This is a genomic window from Mycobacterium sp. (assembly GCF_032159765.1).
Lineage (GTDB): Bacteria > Actinomycetota > Actinomycetes > Mycobacteriales > Mycobacteriaceae > Mycobacterium.
In genome coordinates, this window is the sequence record NZ_JAVHWM010000099.1 from 16,465 (window position 1) to 37,509 (window position 21,045).

17 protein-coding genes are annotated in these 21,045 nt (G+C 63.2%); 4 read left to right on the forward strand and 13 right to left on the reverse strand.

The window, feature by feature from the left end; translation table 11 throughout:
- The first annotated feature begins 10 nt into the window (after positions 1 to 10).
- Both QOH60_RS11165 and msrB read left to right on the forward strand, forming a co-directional pair.
- Positions 11 to 1,282 (forward strand): glycosyltransferase 87 family protein, encoded by a 1,272-nt coding sequence (locus tag QOH60_RS11165; protein ID WP_526420160.1) that lies wholly within the window; start codon positions 11 to 13, stop codon positions 1,280 to 1,282.
- Positions 1,279 to 1,695, forward strand: coding sequence for a peptide-methionine (R)-S-oxide reductase MsrB (gene msrB, locus QOH60_RS11170; protein ID WP_526420162.1), 417 nt, complete (start codon positions 1,279 to 1,281; stop codon positions 1,693 to 1,695). The genes QOH60_RS11165 and msrB overlap by 4 nt, the downstream gene beginning before the upstream one ends.
- A 1-nt stretch (position 1,696) precedes the next feature.
- Here msrB and QOH60_RS11175 read toward each other — a convergent pair whose 3' ends face one another.
- From QOH60_RS11175 to QOH60_RS11225, 11 genes are all read right to left on the reverse strand, one after another.
- Positions 1,697 to 2,101: a DUF5313 family protein gene (locus tag QOH60_RS11175; RefSeq protein ID WP_526420164.1), complete on the reverse strand. Its 405-nt coding sequence runs from the start codon at positions 2,099 to 2,101 to the stop codon at positions 1,697 to 1,699.
- A complete protein-coding gene (locus tag QOH60_RS11180; RefSeq protein ID WP_526420166.1) occupies positions 2,098 to 2,592 on the reverse strand; it encodes a MarR family winged helix-turn-helix transcriptional regulator in 495 nt (164 codons plus the stop codon). Before QOH60_RS11180 ends, QOH60_RS11175 begins: the two co-directional genes overlap by 4 nt.
- A 128-nt stretch (positions 2,593 to 2,720) precedes the next feature.
- A complete protein-coding gene (locus QOH60_RS11185) occupies positions 2,721 to 2,906 on the reverse strand; it encodes a hypothetical protein (RefSeq protein WP_526420168.1) in 186 nt (61 codons plus the stop codon).
- Positions 2,907 to 3,056: 150 nt separating this feature from the next.
- Positions 3,057 to 5,147 carry a glycogen debranching protein GlgX gene (gene glgX / locus QOH60_RS11190; protein ID WP_526420170.1) on the reverse strand — a complete coding sequence of 697 codons (2,091 nt, stop codon included), beginning with the start codon at positions 5,145 to 5,147 and terminating at the stop codon, positions 3,057 to 3,059.
- Complete coding sequence (locus QOH60_RS11195) at positions 5,144 to 7,861, reverse strand: MGH1-like glycoside hydrolase domain-containing protein (protein WP_526420172.1); 2,718 nt, start codon at positions 7,859 to 7,861, stop codon at positions 5,144 to 5,146. The genes glgX and QOH60_RS11195 overlap by 4 nt, the downstream gene beginning before the upstream one ends.
- A gap of 18 nt (positions 7,862 to 7,879) precedes the next feature.
- Complete coding sequence (locus tag QOH60_RS11200; RefSeq protein ID WP_526420175.1) at positions 7,880 to 8,308, reverse strand: hypothetical protein; 429 nt, start codon at positions 8,306 to 8,308, stop codon at positions 7,880 to 7,882.
- Positions 8,309 to 8,433: 125 nt separating this feature from the next.
- Entirely contained in the window at positions 8,434 to 9,303 is an 870-nt protein-coding gene (locus tag QOH60_RS11205; RefSeq protein WP_526420177.1) for a S1C family serine protease, read from the reverse strand.
- 249 nt (positions 9,304 to 9,552) lie between these two features.
- Entirely contained in the window at positions 9,553 to 10,182 is a 630-nt protein-coding gene (locus QOH60_RS11210; protein WP_526420179.1) for a sigma-70 family RNA polymerase sigma factor, read from the reverse strand.
- 11 nt (positions 10,183 to 10,193) lie between these two features.
- A complete protein-coding gene (locus QOH60_RS11215) occupies positions 10,194 to 10,784 on the reverse strand; it encodes an HdeD family acid-resistance protein (protein WP_526420181.1) in 591 nt (196 codons plus the stop codon).
- 190 nt (positions 10,785 to 10,974) lie between these two features.
- Positions 10,975 to 13,698, reverse strand: coding sequence for a helix-turn-helix transcriptional regulator (locus QOH60_RS11220; RefSeq protein WP_526420183.1), 2,724 nt, complete (start codon positions 13,696 to 13,698; stop codon positions 10,975 to 10,977).
- A 187-nt stretch (positions 13,699 to 13,885) separates the two neighbouring features.
- Positions 13,886 to 14,452 (reverse strand): NADPH-dependent FMN reductase, encoded by a 567-nt coding sequence (locus tag QOH60_RS11225; protein WP_526420185.1) that lies wholly within the window; start codon positions 14,450 to 14,452, stop codon positions 13,886 to 13,888.
- Between the two features lie 267 nt (positions 14,453 to 14,719).
- On the opposite strand from QOH60_RS11225, the gene QOH60_RS11230 reads away from it, so the two are divergent.
- On the forward strand, positions 14,720 to 15,019 hold the full coding sequence (locus QOH60_RS11230; protein ID WP_526420187.1) for a hypothetical protein: 300 nt from the start codon (positions 14,720 to 14,722) through the stop codon (positions 15,017 to 15,019).
- A gap of 688 nt (positions 15,020 to 15,707) precedes the next feature.
- On the opposite strand, the gene QOH60_RS11235 is transcribed toward QOH60_RS11230, so the two are convergent.
- Positions 15,708 to 17,960, reverse strand: a complete 2,253-nt coding sequence (locus QOH60_RS11235) for an MMPL family transporter (RefSeq protein WP_526420189.1) — start codon at positions 17,958 to 17,960, stop codon at positions 15,708 to 15,710.
- A gap of 75 nt (positions 17,961 to 18,035) precedes the next feature.
- Positions 18,036 to 19,451, reverse strand: coding sequence for a wax ester/triacylglycerol synthase domain-containing protein (locus QOH60_RS11240; RefSeq protein ID WP_526420191.1), 1,416 nt, complete (start codon positions 19,449 to 19,451; stop codon positions 18,036 to 18,038).
- 407 nt (positions 19,452 to 19,858) lie between these two features.
- Between QOH60_RS11240 and QOH60_RS11245 the strand changes: the two genes are divergently transcribed.
- Positions 19,859 to 20,875 carry an SDR family NAD(P)-dependent oxidoreductase gene (locus QOH60_RS11245; protein WP_526420193.1) on the forward strand — a complete coding sequence of 339 codons (1,017 nt, stop codon included), beginning with the start codon at positions 19,859 to 19,861 and terminating at the stop codon, positions 20,873 to 20,875.
- Positions 20,876 to 21,045 lie beyond the last annotated feature (170 nt).

Sequence of the window (21,045 nt, forward strand, 5' to 3'; positions counted from 1 at the left end):
CGGTGCGCTGGTGGCGCTCCTTGACTCTGTTCTGACCGCGTTCCGGCCACGCACGCGCCCTCCCACCGTCGGCGAGGTCCTGCGCTCGATCCTGTGGCCGATCACGATCATGTTCATCATCCACCGCACCTTGGTGCTGTCAGTCAACGGCTACATCACCGACGACTTCGGTCCGGTCTATCGGGCCGTCAGCAACTTCCGCCGTGGTCTGCCCATCTACGACCTGCCGTTGCACTACGTCGACCCGCACTACCTGTATCCGCCCGGCGGGACGCTGATCATGGCCCCGTTCGGCTTCCTGCGCGTCGATCCGTCGCGGTACTGGTTCATCTTCTTCAACACCGTCGCGATCATCCTCGCGGCCTACTTCCTGGTGCGTCTGTTCAAGTTCTCCGGCAGCTCGTTCGTCTTCCCCGCGGTGATCGCGGCGATGTTCTGCACCGAAAGCGTCACGAACACACTGATCTTCGCGAACATCAACGGCATCATCCTGCTGCTCGAGGTGTTTTTCTTCCGATGGATGCTCGACGGCAAGACCTCCAGTCAATGGTGGGCAGGTGTTTCGATCGGGTTGTCGCTGGTGGTCAAACCCCTCTTGGCGCCCCTGCTGTTGCTGCCGCTGCTGAACCGGCAGTGGCGCCCGCTGGTGCCTGCGTTGGGAGTGCCGCTCGTGTTCAACCTGGCGGCCCTGCCGCTGGTCATCGACCCGATGGACTTCTACCGTCGCACGCTGCCGTACATCTTCAGCGCTCGTGACTACTTCAACAGCTCAATCGCGGGCAACGGGTTGTACTACGGCCTGCCCACGTGGTTGATCCTGTTGCTGCGCATCCTGTTTGGACTGCTGGCAGTGGGTTCACTGTGGCTGCTGTACCGCTACTACCGGACCCGCGATCCTCTGTTCTGGTTCTGCACCTCATCTGGGGTGCTGCTGATTTCTTCGTGGCTGGTGGGATCGCTCGGCCAGGCCTACTACTCGATGACGCTGTTCCCGTTCTTGATGACCGTGGTTCTGCGCAATTCGGTGATCAGGAACTGGCCGGCGTGGCTGGCCGTCTACGGATTCCTGGCCGCAGACAACTGGTTGATGTACCTGTTGCCGAGCACCAGCCGGGCCATGGAGTACCTCCGAACCACCTACGGCTGGTCGCTGATGTTGGTTGTGGTGTTCTCGGTGCTGTACTTCCGCTATCTCGACGCCAAGGCCGACAACCGGCTGCAAGACGGGATCGACCCGGTGTGGATGACGCCGGAGAAGCAGCGCGCTAGCGTTGACGCATGAGTTCCGAGACGACCCCGAAACTGGAACTGTCCGAAGCACAATGGCGTGAGCGGCTTACACCCGACGAGTTCGACGTGCTCCGCCGGGCGGCCACCGAACGGCCGTTCACCGGCGAGTACACCGACACCACCGCCGAAGGCGTGTACGAGTGCCGCGCCTGCGGCGCGGAGTTGTTCCGCAGCACGGAGAAGTTCGAATCCCATTGCGGCTGGCCATCATTCTTCGACCCCACACGTTCGGATGCGGTGATCCTGCAGCCGGACGAGTCGCTGGGCGTCAGCCGCACCGAAGTGGTGTGCGCCAATTGCCACAGCCATTTGGGCCACGTGTTCTCCGGCGAGGGCTACCCGACGCCTACCGATCAGCGCTATTGCATCAACTCGATTGCGTTGCGGCACGTGCCAAAGAGCTGAGTCAGCTCGCGTTGTCGCGGTACGTCTGCATATAGCGGCGCATGCGATCAGGATCGTTGGCCGCGTCTCTGCGCATCACGATTTCGCGCGCCGCACCGCGCGGAAAGCCGTGCCTGACAAGGCGGTAGTCCGCGGACTGGTCGAAGTACGCCACCGAAAAAATCAGGGCCAGCACCAGCCCGCAGATCACGCCCACCCACGTGACCCAGCCGGCGGGAAGTACGAGCAGCACAACCAGAGCGAGCGGCAGCACCTGGACGACCGCGCGGACGATCTGCCGCATCCAGCGGCCGGGGCAGCTCAGATCGTGTAGCACCCATTGGCGGTAGCGCGGGCCAAGCGAACCCCCCATCGCGTACCACAGCCAGCGCAGCGGGCCGGGCCGGCGGCCGTCGTCGGCGGTCATCGGTCCAGCTCCGCATCGAGCGCGCCGGCCGCCAGCGCAGCGGCGTTGATCCGGGTCAGCACCTCGTGCAGATGCTCGAGTTCGGTGAGGTCGACGTCGAGCCGTTCGACCACCGCCGGCGGGATCTTCAAGGCTTGACGGCGCAGCCCGCGGCCCGTGGCCGTCAGCTCCACCAGCGTCGTCCGCTCATCGGCCGCACCGCGCGCCCGGGCGATCAGGCCCTGCGCCTGGAGCCGCTTGAGCATCGGCGAAAGCGTTGCCGAATCCATCTGCAACAGCGCTGCGATCTGCTTCACCGAGAGCGGACCGTCGCCGGATTTGGCGTTGTCCCACAACGCCAGCATCACCAGGTATTGGGGATGGGTCAGCCCGAGGGGCTCCAGCAGCGGCCGGTAGACCGCGAGCACGGCGCGATTGGTGACCGCGAGCGCGAAACACACCTGCCGTTCGAGCTCGAGCGGATCGACTTCTGTAACGGTTGCCTTGGACATATCCTCACCCTAGCATTTAGTTAGTGTCCTAACTAGTTGTGTCCTAACTATGTTGCGTTTCTCACATCCCACCATGGACAAAGCCCCCGCACGCGATGCGTGTCGGGGGCTTCTCCGGTGAGAGGGGGTTAGGCGGCGGCGGGCACTGCTCCCGCGAAAACCGGCCGCACGGCGCGGGTACCTGCGGTCGCTGGCCGCGCCGCGAGACGCTCCCGGAAGTCGCGCACCGCGCCGACGATGGTGACCGTGACCGGCACGACCATCGGGGACGCGATGACGGTGAAGATGGCGATGATGTAGAACAGCGACGACATGATGCTCTCTTTCTGCGTCCCGGCTGAGGCGGGAGGTCTGTTGTGGTGGGACTCGGCGTTGAGTTCGATGCAAAAGCTATCGGCCTCGCCCACCTGCGACGACGTCGCGAAACAACCAACTTTTGGCCGGTCTTTGTCTCTCGGCGACAATCAGCGAGGAGAGCGCATCACCACCACGGACCTCGCCCCGACGTCGACCTGTGTGCCTGCCACGCCCCTTCGGGTGGGGTCGTAGGAATCACACGCGAAATCCCAAGGGCGCGAAGCCAAATCCGCGGGAACAGTAAATGTGAGGTTCTCCCACCAGGCGTTGACGAAGACGAGAAAATCGTCGTCGACCAAGGGGGTGCCATCGGCGCTGACGTCGGGATCCGTTGAGCCGTCCATGAACAAGGCGACACTGCGGGCTAGCGGGTCGGCCCAGTCCTGTGGCGTCATGTCGGCGCCGGACGGGGTGAACCAGCGCAAGTCGGCGGCATCTGTACCGCTCTCGAAGCGACGCCGCCGAAACACCGGGTGCCCACGGCGCAGCGCGATCAGATCGCGGGTGAACCGCAGCAGCTCGCCGTCGACCGCGGACCAGTCGTAGTACGTGATCTCGTTGTCCTGGCAGTAGGCGTTGTTGTTCCCGCGCTGGGTGCGGCCGAGCTCGTCGCCGCCCAGCATCAACGGGACGCCGCCGGAAAGGAGCAGCGTCGACAGGAACGCGCGCTTCTGGCGTGCCCGCAGGTCGAGCACGCCCTGGTCGGATGTCGGCCCCTCGACTCCACAGTTCCACGACCGGTTGTCGTCGGTTCCGTCCCGGTTGTTCTCGGTGTTGGCCTCGTTGTGCTTGACGTCGTAGGAGACGAGATCGGTGAGGGTGAATCCGTCGTGCACGGTCACGAAGTTGATTGACGCACTAGGCCGGCGGCCCTCGTCGCGGTCACCGAAGATGTCCGACGAGCCGCACAGCCTCGACGCGAACTCGCCGAGCCGGCCCTCCTGACTTCGCCAGAAGTCGCGGACCGTGTCGCGGAACCGGCCATTCCATTCACTCCACGGCGGCGGGAAGTGGCCAAGCTCGTAAAAGTCCTCGGCGTGCACGTCCCACGGCTCGGCGAACAGCTTGACCCGGGAGATGACCGGGTCCTGCGTCACGAGGTCGAAGAACTCAGCGCTCGGGTCGAAGGCGCCGTCCTCGCGGGCCAGCGTCGGAGCCAGGTCGAATCGGAACCCGTCCACGCCCATGTCATTCACCCAGTACCGCAGAGAGTCCATGATCATCCGTAGCGCAGTCGGGTTGTCCGCATTCACCGAGTTGCCGGTCCCCGTGGTGTCGAAGTAATTCGCCAGGTCCCCGGAGACGAGCCGGTAGTAAGCGGGGTTGTCGAGCCCGCGGTGGCACAGCGTCGGACCGCCCGCTCCGCCCTCCGCCGTGTGGTTGAACACGACGTCCAGCACTACTTCCAGGCCCGCGTTGTGCAAGGCGTCGACCATCGACCGGAATTCCGCGACTTGCCCGCCCGGCCGGCCTGCTCGCACCGCGGCGGAGTATTTCGCATGCGGCGCAAAGAATCCGATGGTGTTGTAGCCCCAGTAGTTGGTCAGGCCTCGTTGAAGGAGGAACTCCTCGGGCACGCTGTGGTGGACGGGCAGCAGCTCCACGGCCGTCACCCCGAGGTCGACGAGATGGTGCACGGCCGCCTCGTGAGCGAGGCCGGCGTAGGTGCCGCGCAACTCTTTGGGCACGCCGGGATGCCGCGCGGTGAAGCCGCGGACGTGGACCTCGTAGAGGATGGTGTCGGCTAGCAGATGCTGCGGCCGTGACGTCGGAGCGGGCGGGCCGGGCGCAACGACCAGACTGCGCGGAACACGCCCGGCGGAGTTCGATGTACTTGCGGCCGAAGGGTTTTCCGGGGTGTTGCCAAGGAGTTCGGACCCGTACCGCACATCGCCGACGATCGCGCGTGCATACGGGTCGAGAAGCAGTTTCGCCGGGTTGTAGCGCAACCCGCGGGACGGGTCGAAAGGCCCGGCGACCCGGTATCCATAGGCCTGGCCCGGCTCGACGCCGGCCACGGATCCGTGCCAGATGTCGCCGTCGCGGTCGGGCAACACGAGCTGGGTCTCCGCACCGGCGGCGTCGAACAGGCACAGCGTCACTGCGTCACCGCCGGAGGACACGGCGAAGTTCGTGCCGGTGGCATCCGGGGTCGCGCCGAGCGGGTCGGGACGACCTGGGGCGATCTTGAGGCTCATGACGTCTCCTTCCGGGAAACGAGCCGCTGGATGACCTCCGACACCGGCGGATACGCCCGATACCGACGCAGGATCACGTCGGCAACCAACCCGGTCCACCCCGTCTGGTGGGACGCGCCGAGGCCGGCCCCGTTATCACCGTGAAAGTACTCGTAGAACAAGAGGTCATTGTGCCAACGAGGGTCGGACTGCATCCGCTCGACACCACCGAAGCACGGCCGGCGACCGTCGTGATCGGCCAGGAAGAGCGAGACGAGTCGTTGCCACAGATCCGCCGCAATGACGTCGAGCGTGACAGTGGTCCCCGATCCCGACGGATACTCGATGGTCAAGTCCTCACCGAAGAATTCGTGGTAACGCTCCAGTGCCGTACCGACGAGGTAGTTCAGTGGAAACCACACGGGGCCACGCCAATTCGAGTTGCCACCGAACATGGCAGTGGTGGACTCTGCTGGCTCGTAGTCGATTTCAGCGTGCACACCCTCCACGTCGACGACGTACCGGTGGTCGCGGTGCGCCGCCGACAGTGAGCGCAACCCGTGCGGTGAGAGGAACTCGCTGGGATCGAAAAGCCTTTGGCACAACCGCTGAAGCCTGTCGAGTCCGGTGACTCCGACGAGAAGCCGCCGCCTGCCGGGTTCCCCGCGAAGGATCCCGGCCTTGCTCATCTCGTCGGTGTCGTCAAGCCCGTGGCGTCGCAGGTAGTCGGCGAACTTCTTGTCGGTGATCAGCGTCTGGTCGATGGCTTCCTCGTTGACGACGCCGGCGGCGAACGTCGGAATCATCGCGGCGATCGAGCGGACCTTTACCGGCACCACTTTTCCGTCGGTGAGGATGATGCGGTCGTAGTACATCCCGTCCCGCTCGTCCCAGATCCCCGAGGTATCGAGCGCGTCCGAGATCACCGCGAAGTGCTCGAGAAACTTCTGCACCAGATCAAGGGCGGGCCGCTGCCCGACGCCATGCAGAATTGCCGCGATCGTCGCCATGGACAGCGCATAGGCGGCCATCCAGCCCGTGGCGTCCGACTGCTCGAGAATCCCGCGGACCGGAAGATGGGACCGGTTCAAGGGGCCGATGTTGTCCAGCCCCATGAAGCCGCCTTCGAACAGATTGGAGCCGTTCACATCCTCGCGATTGACCCACCAGGTGAAGTTCACCAGGAGCTTGTCGAAGATCCTGCTCAGAAACGCGGTGTCACTGCCGCCGTCGATCCCGAACACCTCCAGCGCCGCCCACGCCAGCACGGGCGGATTGACATCGCCGAAATCCCATTCATACGCCGGCACCGCCCCCGTCGGGTGCTGAAACCATTCCCGGCAGAGCAACAGCAGCTGGTATTTGGCGAATGCCGGGTCGACGTGCACCAGCGCCACGCAGTGAAAACCCAAGTCCCAGGCGGCAAACCACGGGTACTCCCACGTGTCGGGCATCGACATCACGTCGAACGCCGAAAAGGCGCGCCACTTGGCGTTGCGGCCGGTAAGCCGTTGTGCCGACGGCACCGGCTGTGTCGGGTCGCCGTCGAGCCACCGCGCGACGTCGTAGTGATAGAACTGCTTGCTCCACAGCAGCCCGGCGAACGCCTGGCGCATCACGTGTGCCTCGTCGGCCGACGCCTGCGCGGGTGTGAGCTCTGCGTAGAACTCGTCGGCTTCAGCACGGCGCATGGCCACCACTCGGGTGAAGTCAGCGCCGAGCGCGCGCTCGTGGTCGGCCTGCTGGGCCCTCGGGCGCAGCCGTAGCCGTATCTCGGCGCTCTGACCGGACTCGACTGAAATTCGGTACCACGCAGCGCATTTGGTGCCGCGGCGTGCCGGGTTGACGGTATCGGCGCCTGACACGACATGGTCGTTGATGCCGTCTTTTGGCCAACGGGTCCGTGGCGCAACGTCATACAGCCGTGCGAGATTCGTTTCGTTGTCGCAGAACAACAACTCCGGCGCACCGCCGTCCGGCGCCGGGCCGGCTAGCAACTCGAGCTCGCCGAGGAACGGATGGTCGATGTCGACGGCACCGGGGGCGAAGGCCGCCAGTGCCGGCTTCTCCGCCCCGGTATCCCAAGTCCACGTGTTGCGGAACCACGCCGTGGGCAACACGTGCAGCAGCGCGGCGTCGGGTGCGGCGTTGGTGACCCGGACCGTCATCGAGATGTCCGTGGGGTCGGCCTTGGCGTACGACACGTCGACGATCCAGTACCGGTCGTCGTCAAAGACACCCGTGTCGAGCAGCTCATACTCCGGGTCGAATTTGCCGCGGCGGCAGTTCTCGTCGAGCAACTGCTGATACGGGAATGCCCGCTGTGGATAGTGATAGCGCCAGCTGTTCCACGCATGGCTCGGCACCGCGTCAAGGCACCACCAGTATTCCTTGACGTCCTCGCCGTGGTTGCCTTCTGACCCGGTGACGCCGAACGCCCGTTCCTTCAGGATCGGGTCGCAGCCGTTCCACAACGCCAACGCGACGCACAACCGCTGTTCGATATCGCAGAATCCAGCGAGACCGTCCTCGCCCCAGCGGTAGGCGCGTGACCGGGCGTGGTCGTGCGGGAAGTAGGTCCAGGCTTCACCGTCCGCGCTGTAATCCTCACGGACGGTGCCCCACTGACGTTCACTGAGGTACGGGCCCCATAGATACCAGTCACTCGCGTGACGCAACCCCTCGTCAAGTCGGCCAAAGCCGTTGACCCGCTGCCGTTCAGCACCCGGAGTCACGGCGATGTCGAGACGCGCTCAGGGGTTCAGCACAGTGGCGCGAGTCCGGGCATACATGGCGTCGAGGACCGCAGACTCGGCTTCGTCGATCGCCGACTGCGCAAAGTCGATCGCATCCGCCGCGTATGACTCGGCAAGGTTGGCGTCGGCCTCCGCGTAGCTGGCCTCGATGTCGTCTCCGGCCTGATCGAGATCCGCCTGCACCGCGACGACGTGCGCGTGCCATTTGGTACGGATCTCACGCCAGCGTGACGACACCTTGTCTCCTGCCTCGTCGACTTTGTCGTCGACTCGGTCGGCGGCCGCACTGACTCGATCTCGAGCCCTCTCGGCATCACTTTTCAGTTGATCCCGGCTGCGTTGACCGGCGGCCTTCAGTTTGTCCGACGCGTCTTTCGCTCGCGTGGTAATCGCGTCGAATTGTGCGCTGAGATCGACGTCCGTCATGGGGAACTCCTTCTGTCGCATTACGTTACATCTGAATTCTCGTGACGGCGCGGCACAGTGTCACTGTCTGCGCGCACAACCTGACCAGTCCACTGATGTATCAGCGCACACTGAACCGAACGTCCTCACCGCCGGCCCTGGTCGCTGCCGAGGACGACCTGGACGGTGGTTTCATCGCCCGAAGAGTCGATGAACCCCATCGACACCGTCGCACCGGGCGGCGTGGACTGCACGGCGGCGACCAAGCCGCCGGAACTTCCGATCGCCACGTTGTCGAATCGGGTCACCAGCGCGCCTGGACACAAACCGGCGGCGGCAGCGGGACTGCCGCTTCTCACTTCCATGATTCTTGCGCCCCTCGAGTTCGATTCACTCGTCGTTTCTGTGCCCAGCCAGGCATGCGAGCCCGAACCCGTGGCAATGAGTTCACTCGCAATGCGCCGGGCCTGGTCGGCTGGAATCGCAAAGCCGATACCGATCGAACCGCTCCGCCTATCGTTTCCGGCCAGTCGGCCCGTCGCCGAATTCATTCCGACGAGCTTTCCATCCTTGTCGACCAGCGCTCCGCCAGAATTGCCCGGATTGAGCGCCGCGTCGGTTTGGATCGCGTCAAATGCCGTGAAGTCGGGGCCAAGCACCGGACGGTTGAGCGCGCTGATTACTCCCAACGTAACGGTTGCGGTCAATCCGAGCGGAGATCCCACTGCCGCGACCGGCTGACCGACCAGGAGGTCCGCCGAGGAGCCGAAAGTGATTGGCGTAAGCCGCGAAACACCCAGCGCCCACACCACGGCGACGTCGGTTCTCGGATCAGTGGCAACCACCTCGAACGGTGCCGTGCGACCGTCGCTGAATCTGACCGATGTCTGGACCGCCTCGGGTCTGCCGACGATGCCGGCCAACACCGAGTTGGTCGTCATGATCAGCCCGTCGGAGCTGAGAATGATTCCTGACCCGAGTTCTGACCGCTCACCTCGTGCTTCCTGCAGCGTCACGACGCTCGGTAGCACCTTTGAGGCCACCTCCTCGAATGGCGATACCGGTGGACCAGGGGTGCCCGATCGAGACAACAGGGATTCGCCGCCGATTGCCGGAGGATTCACGAGTAGACCGACTGCCGCACCTGTGGCTGTGAGAAACATCGCCAAGGCGATTGCCCTCAGAGAGAACGCTTTAAATTGATCTGCTCTGTGCCACTGAGCCGTTACTGTTTTCACGGGTCACCCGACCGTCCACGCCACGCACTACGCTGTGCGTGGCCATGGTTCGAGCAGTTGGCGCAATTGCCGTCGGCCGCGTTGAAGCCTCGACATCACCGTCCCGGTCGGAGTGTTCATGATCGCGGCGATCTCCTTGTACCGCAGGCCTTCAACGTCGGCATAGAACACCACTTGGCGGAACTGCGGCGCCAGAGCCTCCATCGCCTTCCTGAGATCGCTGTTCGGCAGTGAATCCAGGACCTGCTCTTCAGCTGAACGTAGATCGCGGCCCGCCGAATGCTGGTAAGCCGTGGACAATTGCCACTCGCCGATGTCCTCCGCGGAGCACAGCACCGGTTGGCGCCGCATCTTGCGGTAGCCGTTGATATAGGAGTTGGTCATGATCCGCATCAGCCACGCTTTGAGACCTGTGCCTGGCTGGAACGAATGAAACGCTTTGTACGCCTTCATCATGGTGTCTTGGACGAGGTCCTCGGCATCCGAGTGGTTGCGGCACATGCGAATCGCGTGGCGATGCAGAATCTGCTGCAGCGGAATGACTTCGCGTTCAAACCGGGTACGGCTGTCTGCGTCGACTGCTCTATCCCCCGATTTGGGGTCTGGTGCTAGCGCAATCGGCGCATTGCCAGCGGTCATCATCATCCCCGCAGTCATCAGTCGCGTCGTTACTGGGCTGTCACCCGGTCGGACACCGAGTCGATGGTTTCCCGTACGACATTGGCGTCCTTGCGAACCTGGAACGCGCGCACGATCTGGATCACGCCGAGAATCAACAGCCAGATGCCGGCGGCGAAGGTAAGCGCAACGATCGAATCGAACGGCCAGATAAGCACGACGAACCCAGCGATGACAGACATGATGCCGAGGAACGTGTACCAGCCGCGCCCGGGCAAGCCGGGTGTGGTGATTCCGATCGCAGATTCCGAAACACCTTGGAAGACAAAGCTGATCCCGATCCACAGGGACAGCAGAAGAACAGCGTAACCCTCACCGAAGTTCCGGAACGACATGATTGCCAGCACCACCGACAGCGCACCGCTGATGAACAACAACACTCGGGTGCCGGTGGCGCGCGGCAGGGTGAACGCCATGAACAGCTGCACAAACCCGCTCACCAGGAGGTAGACGCCGAACAGGGCCGAAGCTACGCCAATCGTCGGGCCGGGCCATGCCAGCACAATTGCTCCCAAGACGATTGTCAGCACACCGGAAACCAATCCCCATTTCCAGAGCTGCTGCACAGGTTGATCACTCATGATGTTCCTCATTTCGTCAAGATGTTCTGCTTGTAGTGCCGACGCCGCCTACGACGTTGGAGGCGTGCGAATGCCCTTATTTGTCAGGACTTTCCGTCGACTCTTTGATCCTGAGCTGCGACTGCGCACCCGTCGATGGTGCCAATGACAACGTTGGCCGACGCTCGTTGTCGCCGACGCCAGTGGACGCTCAGTCGAGCCGGACGCGGTCGAGCTGCGTACGCGACGCAATTCCGAGTTTGGTGAAGACTTTGCTCAAGTGGTATTGGACCGTACGTGCGCTGATGAACATGCGGACAGCTATCTCCGGATTGGACAGGCCTTCGCGCGCCATCCGAGCGATCTGGGCCTCTTGCGCGGTAAGTTGCTGATCGCTTGTCGCAATGGTGCGCTTGCGGGCCGTCTCTCCGGTGGCATGTAGCTCACGTCTGGCCCGCTCCGCGAACGCATCGATTCCCATCGCCTCGAACATGTCGTGGGCGACGCGGAGCTGCACCCGCGCGTCGATCCTGCGGCGTTCACGGCGCAACCACTCCCCGTAGAGAAGGTGAGCGCGAGCGAGCTCGGCGCGGACGCGGGTTTTGCTGAGACACTCGATCGACTCGAGATAGAGGCGTTCGGCGGCGTCACGCTCACTCAGCAGCGCGCGCGAGCGAGCCTCGACGCCGCGTGCCCAGTCGGTGCCGCTGGGTGTAGTCCTTTCGGTCACCCGGCACAGCGCATCGGCGGCGACGTCGTTGTGTCCGCTGCGCACTGCCGCCTCGACGAGCTCGACTGCAGCCCAGCCCGGTACCACCATTTCGACCGAGCAAGCGGACGCGCGCCGGGCTGCCTGCATCGCCTTCTCGTAGTTACCGAGGCCATTGTTCAGCACGGCGTTCGTCCATTCGGCGATGGCGATACCGATGCCTTCACCTCGGAGGTTCGCCTCCTTGATGGTCGCGTCGATCAGCGTGGCCGTCTCGGCTTGTCTGCCGCGCAAAGCCGCCAGACCCAATTCAGCGGGGTTGGAGATGTGGCTGCCGGTCGCATCCACCGCGACCTGATGTTCCCCGACCAGGGAGGCTGCGCCGGTCAGATCGCCCGCGAACAACATCGTGACCGCACGCAAACTGAGGGCCAGCGGCAGTTCGCTGAGCGCACCGACGCCGCGAGCAAGCTGAACGTGCCGGTCGGTGAGCAGATGCCAGCGATCGTCATCCCAGAGGTGTGCCGCCGCGACGCCGGCTATCCAGTGGCAGCGCAGCTGCTCGTCGGCCGACATGCCGATGCCGAAGACCTCGAGTGCCCTCCGCAGTATCGGCAGTCCGGCCTCATATCCCCTGTCGAAGTGCGCAACCAGCCCTTCCAGGAGAAGGTCGGGAGCGCGCGTTGCGTGCTGCGGCGGCGGCGCGGTCCCGGCGGCGCGCGCCACCTCCAGCACACCACCGCCCAGGGCCAGGCGGCCAGTCAAGATCGCGGCCGAAAATGCCTCCAGGTAGGTCGCGCGCGACAGCTTTGGGTCTGTCGGCTCTAGGCGGTTGGCGGCCTTCAGCAACAGGGACGGCGCATCACTTCCCCGGTTTGTGACGAACGCGAGCTCGGCTTCAATCAGGTCGATACGTGCTTGCTGCAGATCGGTGGTCGATCCGGCCTCCGCAATGGATAGCAATTGCCGCACCGCCTCGAAAGCCCCCGCCTGTAGATTTGCATGCGCGGCAGCCAGCGCCCGGTCGGTGCGACGCGCGGGGTCCAGCGACAACATCGTGGCGCGCTCGAGGAAGGCCGCCGCCGCAGCCACGCCGCCACGCGCTTGCGCCCTGACCGCGCAGCGCTCCAGCTGCGCGGCGACGGCCTCGTCCGGCCCCGGCGCGGCATGGGCGCGATGCCAGGCGCATCTGTCGGGGTCTTGCTCTGGATCGGTGACGTCCGCCAGCGCACCGTGCGTCTGTTGTTGCTCCTGTGGGGGCGCCGAGCCGTAAACCGCCGCGCGCACCAGGGGATGACGAAACCGTACTCGGACACCGAACTCGACGAGGCCCGCCTGCGTCGCGGGCGCCGCCGCTTCTGCTCCGATCCCCAGCTGCGCTGCGGCCCCCCACACCAACGCCGGGTCGCCGACGGGTTCGACCGCCGCGATCAGCAGGAGGCGCCGGGTCTCGTCGGGAAGAACTTCGACCTGTCGACGGAAGTTCGCTTCGATTCCGTCGGACAATCGCACTGTGTTAGGAAACCCAAACCCGCCAGCCAGCTGCTGCGTCGTCAATCCTCTGGGCAATTCCAGCAATGCAAGCGGGTTGCCTTGAGTCTCGGCGACGATCTGGTCGCGCACTCGAGCATCGAGCGGTCCAGTCAACGCAGCGTCCAGCAGCGCTCGCGCGTCTAGCTCGTGCAGGCCCTCGACCTTCAGCTCGCCCAACCCCGACAGCTCACTGCTCGGGGTCCGGACCGCGAAGACCAGGCCAACTGATTCCGCCAGCAAACGGCGCGCAACGAACCCAAGGACTTGCGCGGAGGCGCGATCGAGCCACTGCTCGTCATCGACCAAACACACAAGAGGCTGCCCGTCGGCAACCTCGGACAGCAAGCTCAGCACCCCCAGCGCGACCAAGAACCGGTCGGGTGCCGGCCCGGAACTCATCCCGAACGCGGTCCGCACGGCCTCACGCTGCGGCACAGGGAGACGCTGAAGGCTACCCAGCATGGGCGCGCAAAGCTGATGCAGTGCGGCGAATGCCAATTCCATCTCGGACTGGCAACCCGCGGCGCGCACTATGCGGCAGCCAGACGCATTACCGGCTAGGTAATCAAGCAACGCGGTCTTGCCGACACCCGCTTCCCCGGACACCACCAATGCCTGGCTCTCACCGGCGCGAACTGCTGCAACTAACCGGTCGAGCGCCTCGCGCTCGGCGTGACGGTCAATCAACTCCATCGCGTCGCCTCGCACCGTGAGATCACCGGCATCTGCACCGGAAGTGGCGACAACCCTACCCTCGGAACGTCACCGCTTCGGACGGATCAGACGCATGCGTCATCGGAAAACCGCATCAACCACGCGATAATCATGACGCGGTCGATGTAATCCGAGCTCGACGATTGAGCGGGGAGCGCCGAACTCTTCAGGCGGCAGCGCTCGCGAGAACGCGAGTGACGAACTCGTCGAACGCTTCCATGAAATCGCGAAGGAATTGCTCGGTGCTCTCGTCGGTGACATCGCCCGCCTCGGTGATCAAGCCGGGAGTGAACTGGATGTAGGCCTCCGGCGCCTCCATCAACGGCGAATTGCAGAAGCTGAGCACATTGCGCAGACTCTGCTGCCCGACAGCGGTTCCGATCTTTCCCGGCGAGGCGCCGATCACCGCTGACGGCTTGTGCGCAAACGAGTTAGTTCCATGCGGGCGGCTGGCCCAATCGATAGCGTTTTTCAGGGCGCCGGGGATGCCCCGGTTGTACTCGGGTGTCACGAACAGCATCGCGTCCACAGCCACGATCGCATCTTTGAGCGCCAGACCAGCCGGCGGGTAATCCGCGTCGAAGTCGTGGTTGTACAACGGAAGATCACTTATTGGGATTTCCACGAACTCTAGATTCTGAGACGCCAACCTGATCAGCGCCTTGGCCAGCGTCCGATTGATCGATTTGGTTGAAAGGCTGCCGATGATGTAGCCAATCCGGTAGCTGCTCATAGGATTCCCGCTTCCGCTCTGTTCACCTGGTCAACTCGAGACTTGTGGAAGCCGTGGCCCTTGTCGACGTCGACGGAGACACCACCGTTGACCTTTCACGGTGCCGATGAACAACGGCGCCGTCTCACGCGAGATTGGTGTTCGCACCGCGTCTTCGCAATGTTCGTGATGACACCATGTGAGCCACTCAGATTGTTCGGAAACACATCGACGGCTGACCGACGCGACGGCGAGGCTTGAACGGTCGACCAGAACCAAGGAGCCGAGATGAAGCCCTCGACAGACCGATTCCGCACCGCCTACTACCGGCCTGATGTGCGGGGCCTTAATGCCGGCGACCCTGTTAGCCAGACGCTGGACCCGCTCGATGGCAAGGAATACACGTACGCGACAACCCGGCTTGACGTAGCGCGCGCGATCGCGGCACGACATGCTGATTTCTGTGTTTACCGGATCACACTCGACGAGCCCGTCGAAGTAGACCCCGATGCTGCCGAGGACAACCTTCGCGATTCGTTCTTCAGGTCTCCAAGGGGCACGGTTGTGGAATTCGTCGATGAGAGTTGATTGACAGTGGCGAGTGGATAGCAGCGGCAGACGATCTGGGTCGCCTTCAAGTGTTATCCACAGCGCCCCAGAAGATTCGAACCGGACTGGATCCGTCCCTCGCATGGTTCGCCCATCGCGGGATTCATTCCGATAGCCATCGAAGATCAGACGACAGTCATCTTGAACAACCCGAGCTTGGTGTTGGCGCGTTCACAGTGAAAAACCCTGGCCAGTCGGGTTGCGCCCAGCCGTAGGGATTAGACGTCGCAACGGGACCGAATTTTTGGGTCTGCCGGTTGCCACAAGAACTGCCTTGGTTGGTTCCGCTGATCTTGCCGCCTGTTGAGATCACAGGTGGCGGCGTACTACTGCTATCACCGTCGTCGGCAAATGCCGGAGGTGCCAGCCACATCCCTGCCGCAACATCAGCACAACAAGTCTTCTCATTTTGATCTCCAATCCATTGCTACAGCTTCTGCGGGATCATGCCGCCACATGCTGGATTCCTGTCTATGCCAGCTGATTCCATTGTCGAGTGCGCAGCCGGCGCCGTCGATGTGACTGGTAATAGCAATAGGCAGCGCGGCCTGTGCGGATTCACATCGTCTCTGCGCCGACCGCGGATACGAACGTCAGCACGGTAACTCTGCTGCAGGGCCGCAAGTCGTGCTGTGAGCACCGATGGTCCGACACCGCCGTGGCCCCGCTAGACGGATGCCTGCCGTGATGTCGACCGCTTATCATCCGCCGATTCGGTGGCCGGCGGGCGGCGCGACTCAGTGATCCCGAACCGTTCATGCAGCCGCGCAAGCAGTTTCGGACTCCACCAGTTCATTTGGCCCATCATGTGCATTAGAGCCGGCACCAATAACATGCGTACCAGCGTCGCATCGGCCAGTATGGCCAGTGTCAGCCCAACCCCGAACATCCGCATGAACGACACGTGTGCGGCGATCAGCGCGGCAAACGAAATCGACATGATCAGTGCCGCAGCGGTTATCACCCGGCCGGTGTGGGCCAAACCAAGCGCCACGCTTTCGTCGTTGTCGGCAGGGGTCCGGTCAGATGCCAGCCAGTACTCCCGGATCCGTGACACCAGGAACACTTCGTAATCCATTGACAGCCCGAACGCAATGCAGAAGAACTGCACGAGGACATTGACGACCAACGTGCCGGTGGGTGTAGTGCCGAAGGCCCCCAGGTGGCCTTCCTGGAAGATCCACACGAGTGCGCCAAACGCGGCCGTTAACGATAAGACATTGAGGACCAAGGCTTTTAGCGGAAGCACGATACTGCCAGTCAGAAAAAACAACAGGGTCAATGTTATCGCGGCAATTACGGTCAACACGAGCGGCAGCCGAGAAGTAATACCACTGACGGCGTCACGGTTTGTTTGCGCAGTGCCACCGATGAGGATATGCCCCTCGGCGGGACCCGGGACGGCGTGAAGCCGGTCGAGCTGCAAGGTGGACGCCGGCGAATAGAGGGGCGCGCTGCTCGCCACTGTGAGAAACGTGGTGCTGCCGTTTGTCCCGGTCGCCGTCGATGGTGGTCCGACGAGCGCACCGGCGACGAATGTGCCGCCCGGCGCAAACACCGACGACACATCGGGTACCCGAGACAGCTGGGAAGCGTAGGCATTCATCGCCTCCGGCGTGACGCGGGCGGTATCTGAGACCACCACAGTTGCATTCCTCGCCTGGTCGTCATCGAAATCGGTCCGCAGCTGATCTCCGACTTGACGTGCCGAGGCTGATGTCGGCAGCACGCGATCGTCGGGGAAGCCCCACTTGACACCGAAGAACGGTGCGCCGAGGGTCAGCATCAGCGCGACAACCGCCAGCCCGATCGGGACAGCGCGCCGCATCGCAAACTTGGCCCATCGATACCAGAACGTCTGCTGAATCGGCCGTTCGATCGACGGTTTCGACCCGTGCTTGCGCCCCGCGAGTCGGTCGCCGAGCAGCGCGATGAGCGCCGGCGTTACCACAATCGCGGCAATGGCCGCGAACGCCACCACCGCGATGCCGACATAGCCGAACGACCTCAGTGAATACATCGGAAAGAGAACCAGCGTCGACATCGACAGTGCGACCGTCGTGGCCGAGAACAGCACCGTCCGACCGGCACTCGCCATCGTCCGCGCCAACGCCTTGTCCGGCTCCGCACCATCGGCGACTTCGTCACGGAAGCGGCTGAGGATGAGCAGGGTGTAATCGATCGCCAACGCCATCCCCATCGCGACCAACAGATTCAGCGCGAAGATCGAGACCTGGGTCACCAAACTGACGGCGCGTAGCACCGCCATCGATCCGAAAACGGAAAAACCGCCGACGACTATCGGAAGCGCGGCCGCCACCAAACCACCGAACACCCACACCAGCACCAGAAAGCTCAGCGGAATCGCGATGGCTTCCATGAGATTTAGGTCTCGCTCGGTTTGGTCTATGACCTCCGCATAGGTGATCGCGTCACCACCGGCACGCACCGTCACACCGTCACGGTCGTGCGCCAATGCGTCACTGAGCGCCTTCGCGTGCTTAGGTGCCTCGTTCTCACCCCCGTTGATGCCCGCGACTATCAGGCCCGTCTTGCCGTCCTTGCTGATCAGGCCGGCCGAGGCCGACGGGGGTGCAGTCCAAGGCGACGTCACCTCCGCCACGTAGGGCGAGTTGTGAAGCTGACGCACGATGTCGGCAGCGACCACCCGAGCGGCGCTGCTCTGCGCACCATCGTCGGAGGTGATGGTGATCAGCATCTGCAGGTCGCCTTGATGCAGCTCGTTGGCCAACAGGTTCGTCGCGCGCTGAGACTCCGAATTCGGATTCTCGAACCCGCCCGCGGACAGGCTTTTCGCCACCGGGATACCGAAAATTGCCGTACCGATCATGGCCAAGACCGCTATCGCGATAATCCGCCGCGGTGCAAGGGTGGCCAGCCGGGCAATCTGCTCTAACACGTGAGGTCCGACATGGGTATTCTCCGTTCGGCTGCTTCAATCCCACAGCACCACAACACTTCTGACGCGATCCGACTAACACCTCTCCGAGGCGGGAGAAATGATGTCTGACGAAAGCGGTCGTCCCGTCGGCGCTAGCGCAACAACTTCGTTGAAGCCGTGGATAAGACATTCCCTGAGCACGTCGTGATCAGGGATCGCGCCGGAGTCGATATCGATGCCCAGATAGCATGTCTCGGCGTAGGTCAGCAGCGTGACGTTCACGGCCGCGCCGATCGTCGGACCGAACGCGTAAACAGAGCGCACCAGGGCGTCGCCGACACACGCGGGCGCTCGTATGCTGCCGACGTTACTGGCGAGGAAATCGACGTGACGCAGAATCGAGCCGATGTACCAGCGGGGCATCAGGTTCAGCGCTCCGGCGATCACCTGTGTGTAGGGCAACGATCGTTCCCGGCGCGCCCGGCCGGTGCGCTCTCGGGTCTGCTTGATCCGCTCACCCGGGTCAGCGACCCCGGCCGGCACGTCGAACCGCATCAAGGTGATGCGGTTACCGCCCATTTCGTCCGCGTTGGTGCGCAGGCTGATTGGCATCGTCATATGCAGTTCGCCAACGCAGGCGCCATGCTTCTCGTGGTACTGGCGCAGCCCGCCAGTCACACCCGCGATGAATGCGTCGTTGAGTGCTGCTCCGCAGCCGTGCGCGGCCTCCCGCAATTGTGGCATCGACACCTCGTGCACAGCCAGATGCCGGATGAGGTTGCGCTCCTTCATGAGCGGCGACCCGGTTCGGTTCACGGGACGTACGGTTCGATATACCGAGGCGGCGATCGCAGCCGCCGCAGCCGCCGTGGCGACCGGATGCCGAATACTTTGATGCGTCAGTCTCGCGGTCGATTTGACTGCACCGGTCAATGCACTGACGAATCGCCTGGCGATATACCGGAACGTGTCGCGATAGCCGTCGAGCCAAGACGCTTCTAACATTGCCGGCTCAGTCGGTGAATTAGCCTGCTGTTGCGGATGTTCGGCCGAATCGAAGAGGGTCATGGCGATCTGCACGCCGCCCACGCCATCGGAGAGCGCATGGTGAAATGTCCATAGGACGGCAGCTTCGCCGTTGGCCAGCCCGTCAATCAGGGTGACCTTCCAGAGCGGCCGGGCTCGATCGAAGGCCTCCATCTCCGCCAGGCGGCCCAACTCGAGCACGCTGTCAAGCGTTCCGGGTGTCGCAGCGGTGACTCTGCGCATGTGGAAGTCCAGGTCGAAATCGGGACAGTCCTCCCATCGCGGCGGAGCCGGCGGTGGTGACTCGACGACCCGCTGCCGGAACACCGGAAACTTGCGACTGATCAGATCGAACCGGTAGCACAGATCGTCCCAGTCCGGGGATCTGTCGAGGAGAATCACCGCAACCACAGTTGATCTCAGCCTCGGGTCGCTTTCCATCGCCCAGGCGAACGCATCGGTCTGACGCATGAACTCAGTCATTTGTGTGGTGGCCTCAAATGTTGGTCTGTCGAAGTAGACGGCTAGTCAGCCACCACTGTCACAAGACTTCTGCCGGCCGTCCATGTCGTCGGTGACACTGTTGAGCGCCGAACATTGTGCCCGATCACACCGGCGCCGACTTTCGCCAAACGAGATCAACGATGAGGTGGGCTTTTTCGCGCGCATTGTTAGCCGCCACACCGATTGATCAGTTTCGTCGTTCGTAGGGACATCGACAGCGAACGACGCCATCGCGAAAATCGAATTGTGAGCAACGGCGTTATAGACGGACCCGAATTTGCCTGTCCTGCTTGGAGGCGTGTCGTGGTCGACCCTGGGACCATTCGTCTACGTCCATGGGTGGAACTTCGTCAGTTCGCCAGCGGAAGCCCTGCAGCGCCGCGATGATCAGTCTTGGCGACCTCAGATCCTTAGCCGGGAAGCCGATCACGGCGATATCGCACATTCTCAACACGCCGAGCTCGGCGGGCAGGAATCGGCCGTTTTACTGGCGGAATCTCATTGACACGGTGCAAGGCCGCACGCTCCACGACGCAGTCGACGGCAAAATCGTGCTCATCACCGGCGCATCTTCGGGCATCGGTGAGGCGGCGGCAAAGGAAATCGCGGGTGCGGGCGGTGAAGTGATCCTTGTCGCCCGAACGCGGGTGAAGCTGGACAAGGTCGCTGACTGCATCCGCGCGGTAGGTGGGACCGCGCATGTGCACCCGTGCGACCTGACGGACATCGACGCGATCTCCGAGATGGCCGACAAGGTGCTCGCCGAGCTCGGCCGCGTTGACATCCTGATCAACAATGCCGGCCGTTCGATTCGGCGCTCGCTCGAACTGTCTTATGACCGAGTTCATGACTATCAGCGCACCATTCAGCTGAATTACCTTGGCGCGGTTCAACTCATCCTCAAATTCATCCCGGGGATGCGCGAACTGGGATTCGGTCAGGTCATCAACCTGTCGTCGGCCGGAGTGCAAGTCCGCGCGCCTCGCTTCGGCGCATACATCGCGAGCAAGGCTGCGTTGGACACGTTGTGCGACTCGCTCCAGGCGGAAGTCGTTCGTGACGGGATCAGGTTCACGACTGTCTACATGACGTTGGTGAAGACGCCGATGATCGGTCCCACCGAGATATATGACAAGTTTCCTACCCTGAGCCCCGATCAGGCCGCCGACGTCCTCGCCGACGCAATCGTCCATCGGCCACGCCGAGTCAGCTCACCGTTCGGTGAGTTCGCTTCCGTTGCCGATGCCGTCAACCCGACGGCGATGGACTACGTGCGCAAGCGCGCATTCATGATGTTCGAGGACTCGGCCGCAGCACGGGGAAGCGAATCTACGCACGAGAGTGCGGAATTCGACAGGCGCAGAAAGAACTTCGTACACGCCACCCGCGGAATCCATTGGTAGGTCGACACACGTCGATTCTGACGCCGGGCACGGGCAGCCGTCGCTGTGGCCGGACACAACGTGGCCGTGCCGGCGGTGTCGCCGCGAACACAAGAGGTTCATTCGGGAATCTTTGACGGCACATTATTTGTGGTGAGATGTATGGTCGAAACAACATATTTCACAACAGC